Origin of the sequence: Ensifer sp. LC384 (assembly GCF_001695865.1) — a bacterium.
In the GTDB taxonomy this organism is placed as follows: Bacteria; Pseudomonadota; Alphaproteobacteria; order Rhizobiales; family Rhizobiaceae; genus Ensifer.
In genome coordinates this window covers 297,763-303,972 of record NZ_MBST01000045.1, presented here as the reverse complement: position 1 = coordinate 303,972, position 6,210 = coordinate 297,763, and the positions used below count along the sequence as shown (strand labels likewise).

The window sequence follows — 6,210 nt, the reverse complement described above, 5'->3', positions numbered from 1 at the left end:
TTGCAACCCGGACCAGCCGGGCGGATCGGGGGCTGACCGTCAGCGCCAGCAGAGGTGTCGAGTGTCGCATTTCTAACTGGCTGGCGGCGCCGCATCTCTAATCAGCTGTGACATTGAGTATAGCCGGGTGCATTCTATTTCCAAGTGCGACATGCCAATGATTTCAACGGCTCGCCCTGGAGATTCCAGTATGTCCCCTTGCTGTTCCCAGCGCCCGCTTGCCGAACGGCAACCCGAACGGCACCGCTCGGCGATCTACCGTGAATTCAAGCGCAACATTTTCCATGACCGGAGTTTCCCGAGGGCGCGGCTCGCTGCGGGACAGTTGCCGATGACATCAGCAAGGGCCGACGGCGATGGTTGCGCATGCTCAGACGTCATCCGCTGATGTTTTCGCTGGTGGCGGCTGTGGAATAATTGCGTAGCAATCAGCTAGGGTTCTGGCGCATCAGCAACGCTCGGGTCGCTATGCGGCTTCGAAGTCGGCCCGAGCGTCCATGTAGGCTGACGGGTTGGGCTTGCGTTTCATCATCGTTTTTCGCCAAACCTCTTGCTCGGCGTTTATCAAGGCTAATTCCCAAACGCAGGCAATAACAGGTCTCTTTACTGTATCCATAGGTTCGGTGGCAGAATATAGCTATCCGATAGATATGCTGACAAAGCACCGAACCTTGAATCCACCAGTGAGCCGAGATGGAAACACCGAGCTTGCCGGGATGAATGATCACAAAGCCCAGTCCATTGTCATGCCCCTCGTCCGTCACACGTGGCAGGACGTCCTGTCGGACGAATGTCTGCGCCAGGGTCACCATGGCGCTGTCGACTTCTTTGTCCTCTGCAACGAGGCCATAGACTTTAAGCTTGAGATCGCCAATGTCCCATTGGCCCAAATTTGAAACACGACGCGGATGATAGATCTCGATTGTTTCAGATTTCATAGGGCTCACTCCAATCGCTCACTCAAAGTTAAAGCCGAGAGGCTCGACTTAGCCGCATTCGGGTCGGGTGGCGCAACCCCGACCGGCTGAAACGCCCATCAGGTGCCTTCTCCTTTTGGCACAAAGACGTCTCGGCCCGATGCTTCTTCGAGATTGGATCGCAGGGTTGCGGTAAGAGCGGGCCGCCCTGCCCGCTTGGCTCAACATACTTCGATGGCTGGTCGGTCAGGGTATTGAAGAAGGTGGATGAACGTCACGCTCGCAAGCGTGCTGCGTTCGCACGCAATGTATCGACCCGCACCGTTGAACGTCGCGCGTTCCGTCAATCCTTCCACTTGAACAGCTTGTACCAGATATCCTGCCATTCCCTCATCGCCAATGAAGACTTGTCATACCGGCGTTGCGCCTGCAGAAGTGCCAGTGAGCTTAGGCCCAGGCTTGCGTCGGTCGCGTCGTCGCGTGCCTTTTTGGCTTCGTCATAGGCGGTTCGTGCGGCTTTGTTGCTGTCCACCAGCATTTGCGCGCCACTTTTACCCTCCACATCGGCGATGTAATGCAGCATCTTGCCATCAAGCTTGGTGTCGTAGCCAACGACGAATTCACCCACTCCAAATTGCTTTCGGTTCTCGCGGATGGTCGCCGTTAATGCATTGGCGATGGCGGTTTCGAGCGGCATCATCGGATCGTGCTCGCGTTCCGCCTCGATCTTGGCAGCGAGTGCCTCTCTGTTTTTCTCGACCAGCGCCTTCAGCGTCTCCTGGACATCAGGATCGCTCGATTTGAACTTGTCGGATTCCAGGAAGTTGACAGCCAGCGTGACCAGAGAGTCGCTCCTCGCCTGCTTGTCGAGAAGCGCGTTCGCCGCGGCGGCAGTCGCTTGCGTCGTCGCCTTGCCGGGCTCCGCCGATACGTTGTTCGCGGTCTTGAGGATCGTGTCGGCGGCATTTTCCGTGCCGTCTGCGCCGTTGCTCTCGGGTCGCCGCAGGATCAGCAGTGCCGACAGATGATGTTGTCGTCATTCGCTTGTTTCTCCCTACAGCCGCGCCGCTCTATCCAGGCGTATGTGCTTCATTGCGAAGGGCGTCATTCCTTCACGGGGATCGGGAATGAAAGCAACTATGAATTGCATTAATTAACGAATGGCGAATGCGTCGGTTTCCGATCGTGCGGTGGTCGTCAACATTGAGCAGGATCCCAACAGGGTGTTCTCAAGCCATAATTGCGAATATCACTAAGTTATGATTTTTAAAGTCGCTTATTCAGACGTGACAGCTAGCGCATTGAATAGACGCGATATTGGCGACCGGAGATCAAGTGCAAATGTGGTGAACGGCGATCATACCCATTTCCAGGATGCGCAAACGTCCTATGCTGTTCTGAGGTCGGCGAAAACGTCTGGATGGAGATCGCTGATGATCAGGACATTTGCCATCGCCCTTGGTGTCGCAACGCAACTCGCAGCTGCCGGCCCCGGTTGGGCGGACGAACCTGTCGACACGGCGCGCTCCATCATTCAGGACCAGATCACAGCCTTCCTGAATGACGATGCGGACGCCGCCTACTCCTTCGCTTCGCCGGCGATCCGCGGAAAATTTCCTGATAAGACCGCCTTCTTCGACATGGTCAGGCGCGGCTACCAGCCGGTCTATCGGCCGGGCAATTTTGCCTTCGGCCGCTCCAAGGTGGTGGGCGATCAGGTCATTCAGGAGGTGCTGATCTCGGCGCCCGACGGCAAGGATTGGACGGCGGTCTACCAGCTGATGAAGCAGCCCGACGGGAGCTACAAGATCAATGGCGTGATGATGCTGCAGTCTGCGCCAGGGCCGGAGATCTGAACTGGTTCTGGCCTCAGAGCGGAGCCAGGTCCCCTCGCCGCCAGGTTTCCTGGGTCTCGGCCATGAAGTCGGCATAGCGGCCCTCTTCGATCGCCAGGCGAATGCCGGCCATCAGTTCCTGGTAATAGGCCAGGTTGTTCCAGCTGAGCAGCATGCCGCCGAGCGATTCGTTCGAGCGGATCAGGTGGTGTAGATAGGCGCGCGAGTAGTCGCGTGTCGCCGGGCACGAGGATTGTTCGTCGAGCGGCCGCATGTCTTCGGCATGGCGCGCGTTGCGCAGGTTGATACGGCCATGGCGGGTGAAGGCCAGGCCATGGCGTCCGGAGCGGGTCGGCATGACGCAGTCGAACATGTCGATGCCGTGTGCGACCGATCGTAGGATATCGTCGGGCGTGCCGACGCCCATGAGATAGCGCGGCTTTTCCGCGGGCAGCACCGGGCATGCGATGTCGAGCATTCTCAGCATCACTTCCTGTGGCTCGCCGACGGCAAGCCCACCGATGGCGTAACCCTTGAGATCCAGTCCTTTGAGGGCTTCGGCCGAGCGCACGCGCAGGGCCGGAATGTCGCCCCCTTGGACGATGCCGAACATCGCCTTGCCTGGCTGGTCGCCGAAAGCCACCTTGCAGCGTTCCGCCCAGCGCAGCGACATTTCCATCGCCCGTTCGATTTCCTTGGGTTCGGCCGGTAATGCTACGCACTCGTCGAGCTGCATCTGGATATCGCTGTCGAGCAACCCCTGAATTTCGATCGACCGCTCCGGCGACATGTGGAAGAGAGCGCCATCGACATGGCTCTTGAAGGTAACGCCCTGCTCGTCGAGTTTGCGAAGCCCGGCAAGCGACATGACCTGAAAGCCGCCGCTGTCGGTGAGGATAGGGCCTTGCCAGCGGATCAGATTGTGCAGGCCGCCGAGCCGTGCCACGCGTTCAGCACTCGGGCGTAGCATCAGGTGGTAGGTGTTGCCGAGGATGATGTCGGCGCCGAGATCCTTGACCTGATCGAGATACATTGCCTTGACCGTACCAACGGTACCGACCGGCATGAAGGCAGGCGTGCGGATGGTGCCGCGCGGCATTGAAACCTCGCCGCGGCGCGCTTTGCCGTCGGTTGCGTGCAGCTTGAACTGGAAGGTTTCGGTCATCTAGTCTTTCCGGAAAAGCAGGCTGGAATCGCCATAGGAATAGAAGCGGTAGCCGGTCTCGATCGCGTGGGCATAGGCCGCGCGCATCGTCTCCAGGCCGCAAAAGGCCGAAACGAGCATGAACAAAGTCGACTTCGGCAGGTGGAAATTGGTCATCAGCATGTCGACGGCGCGGAAGCGGTAGCCGGGTGTGATGAAGATATCGGTGGGGCCGGACCAGGAATGGATGGCACCTTGCTCGTCGGCAGCGCTTTCGATCAGCCGCAGTGACGTCGTGCCGACACATACGATTCGGCCACCTCTCGCCTTGACGGCGTTGAGGCGCTCAGCGGTCCTTGCGTCGACGAGACCGATCTCCTGGTGCATCATGTGGTCGTCGGTATCGTCGGCCTTGACGGGCAGGAATGTGCCTGCCCCGACATGCAGGGTGACGAAATGGCGCTCGATCCCGAGCTCGTTCAGCCTGGAAAACAGCCGCTCGGTGAAATGCAGGCCGGCGGTCGGGGCGGCAACGGCGCCCTCTTCCCGGGCGTAGACCGTCTGGTAGTCGGTGCGGTCCTGCGCATCTTCGGCTCGTTTCGAGGCGATGTACGGGGGCAAGGGAATATGACCGACGGCCATGATCGCTTCGTCGAGCAGCGGCCCGGCGAGATCGAAGCGCAGCGTCACCTCGCCTGCGTCGCCCTTTTCCTCGACGGTCGCGTCGAGCGTACCGAGCATGCAGCTATTGCCGCCGTGGCCAAAGGCGATGCGGTCGCCGACCTTGAGGCGGCGCGCCGGCCTGGCAAAGGCCTTCCAGCGATCGGGACCGACCCGCATGTGCAGGGTCAGCGAAACCGGAGTGGTGATCTCTTCGCCGCGCCGGCGAATGCCTTCGAGCTGCGCAGGGATGACCTTGGTGTCGTTGAACACCAGTGCGTCGCCGGGGCGCAGGAAGGACGGCAGGTCGAGCACGCCGTGATCCGTCAGCAGTTCCGGTGCCTGCGGGTCGACGACGAGCATGCGGGCGCTGTCGCGCGGGCTTACGGGCCGCAACGCAATCGAGGTTTCCGGAAGGTCGAAGTCGAACAGGTCTACGCGCATGGATCGTTTCTGAAAAAAAGCAAACCCGCCCCGGGGCCTTTCGGCGCGACCGGGGCGGGTTGTGCATTAGCGCAAATCAGGCGTCGGCGGCAACCCGCATGGACACGATGGTATCAGGATCACGCACCGGCTCGCCGCGCTTGATCTTGTCGATATTGTCCATGCCCTCGATGACCTGACCCCAGACCGAGTATTGCTTGTTCAGCCACGGAGCGTCGGTGAAGCAGATGAAAAACTGCGAATTGGCCGAGTTCGGCATCTGGCTGCGGGCCATCGAGCAGGTGCCGCGAATGTGGCTGACGTTCGAGAATTCAGCGTTCAGGTCCGGCTTGGACGAGCCGCCCATGCCGGCGCGCGACGGGTTGAAGTGCTCGCCGCCGGTCTTGCCGTACTGGACGTCGCCGGTCTGTGCCATGAAGTCCTCGATCACGCGGTGAAACACCACGCCGTCATAGGCGCCTTCGCGTGCCAGTTCCTTGATTCGGGCGACATGACCCGGAGCCACATCAGGCAGAAGCTCGATGACGACCTTGCCCTTGGTGGTCTCCATGATGATCGTGTTTTCCGGATCTTTGATCTCGGCCATGGGTTTTCTCCTTCTGTTGACTTTACTTGCCGACCTTGACGCTGATCATACGGTCGGGATCGGCGACGGAGCCGTTGTTGGCGTCATCGCCGAGTTTGATCTTGTCGACGTTCTCCATGCCGGAGACGACCTTGCCGACGACCGTGTACTGGCCGTTGAGGAAGTCGCCCGGGGCAAACATGATGAAGAACTGCGAGTTGGCGCTGTTGGGATCCTGTGAACGGGCCATGCCGACCGTGCCGCGTTCGAACGGAACGTCGGAGAATTCGGCCGGCAGGTCCGGCTTGGAAGAGCCGCCCGTGCCAGCAGCCTGAGGCTGGAAGCCGTCTTCCATGTCGCCGTACTGCACGTCGCCGGTCTGGGCCATGAAGCCCTTGATGACGCGGTGGAAAGCGACGTTGTTGTAGTCGCCGGCGGTTGCCAGCGCCTTGATCTGCTCGACGTGCTTCGGCGCGATGTCCGGGCGAAGCTCGACAACGACCGGGCCATCCTTCAGCGTGATCGTGAGGAAGTTGTCAGCCGATTGCGCAAGCGCGGTTCCCGTCCAGGACGCAAGCGTGAGAGCACCGGCGAAAGCGAGGTGGAGGATTTTCATGGTTTCTCCCTGAGTGGTGAATGGGGTGT

At 60.1% G+C, this 6,210-nt stretch carries 7 protein-coding genes; 1 reads left to right on the top strand and 6 read right to left on the bottom strand.

Going from position 1 to position 6,210, the window contains the following annotated elements; translation table 11 throughout:
• Positions 1-428: 428 nt before the first annotated feature.
• Positions 429-938 carry a hypothetical protein gene (locus tag BC363_RS36090; protein WP_244519952.1) on the bottom strand — a complete coding sequence of 170 codons (510 nt, stop codon included), beginning with the start codon at positions 936-938 and terminating at the stop codon, positions 429-431.
• Positions 939-1,260: 322 nt separating this feature from the next.
• The gene (locus tag BC363_RS26635; RefSeq protein WP_065780329.1) at positions 1,261-1,617 is read right to left on the bottom strand and encodes a hypothetical protein; all 357 of its coding nucleotides are present in this window, start codon (positions 1,615-1,617) and stop codon (positions 1,261-1,263) included.
• A gap of 733 nt (positions 1,618-2,350) precedes the next feature.
• Here BC363_RS26635 and BC363_RS26625 point away from each other — a divergent pair.
• The gene (locus tag BC363_RS26625) at positions 2,351-2,773 is read left to right on the top strand and encodes a DUF4864 domain-containing protein (protein WP_065780325.1); all 423 of its coding nucleotides are present in this window, start codon (positions 2,351-2,353) and stop codon (positions 2,771-2,773) included.
• A gap of 13 nt (positions 2,774-2,786) precedes the next feature.
• Here the strand turns inward: BC363_RS26625 and tgt are convergent, their stop codons facing one another.
• The 4 genes from tgt to BC363_RS26605 form a co-directional block, all read right to left on the bottom strand.
• Positions 2,787-3,917: a tRNA guanosine(34) transglycosylase Tgt gene (gene tgt / locus BC363_RS26620; RefSeq protein ID WP_065780323.1), complete on the bottom strand. Its 1,131-nt coding sequence runs from the start codon at positions 3,915-3,917 to the stop codon at positions 2,787-2,789.
• Positions 3,918-5,000: a tRNA preQ1(34) S-adenosylmethionine ribosyltransferase-isomerase QueA gene (gene queA, locus BC363_RS26615; protein ID WP_065780322.1), complete on the bottom strand. Its 1,083-nt coding sequence runs from the start codon at positions 4,998-5,000 to the stop codon at positions 3,918-3,920. It lies immediately after the preceding gene.
• A 76-nt stretch (positions 5,001-5,076) separates the two neighbouring features.
• Entirely contained in the window at positions 5,077-5,586 is a 510-nt protein-coding gene (locus BC363_RS26610) for a peptidylprolyl isomerase (RefSeq protein WP_065780320.1), read from the bottom strand.
• A 22-nt stretch (positions 5,587-5,608) separates the two neighbouring features.
• Complete coding sequence (locus BC363_RS26605) at positions 5,609-6,181, bottom strand: peptidylprolyl isomerase (protein WP_065780318.1); 573 nt, start codon at positions 6,179-6,181, stop codon at positions 5,609-5,611.
• Positions 6,182-6,210 lie beyond the last annotated feature (29 nt).

Excerpts from the sequence above, each read along its gene's own strand:
- BC363_RS26635 (WP_065780329.1), bottom strand. The coding sequence starts at position 1,617 with ATGATGCCGCTCGAAACCGCCATCGCCAATGCATTAACGGCGACCATC.
- BC363_RS26605 (WP_065780318.1), bottom strand. The coding sequence starts at position 6,181 with ATGAAAATCCTCCACCTCGCTTTCGCCGGTGCTCTCACGCTTGCGTCC.
- BC363_RS36090 (WP_244519952.1), bottom strand. The coding sequence starts at position 938 with ATGAAATCTGAAACAATCGAGATCTATCATCCGCGTCGTGTTTCAAAT.
- tgt (WP_065780323.1), bottom strand. The coding sequence starts at position 3,917 with ATGACCGAAACCTTCCAGTTCAAGCTGCACGCAACCGACGGCAAAGCG.
- BC363_RS26610 (WP_065780320.1), bottom strand. The coding sequence starts at position 5,586 with ATGGCCGAGATCAAAGATCCGGAAAACACGATCATCATGGAGACCACC.
- queA (WP_065780322.1), bottom strand. The coding sequence starts at position 5,000 with ATGCGCGTAGACCTGTTCGACTTCGACCTTCCGGAAACCTCGATTGCG.
- BC363_RS26625 (WP_065780325.1), top strand. The coding sequence starts at position 2,351 with ATGATCAGGACATTTGCCATCGCCCTTGGTGTCGCAACGCAACTCGCA.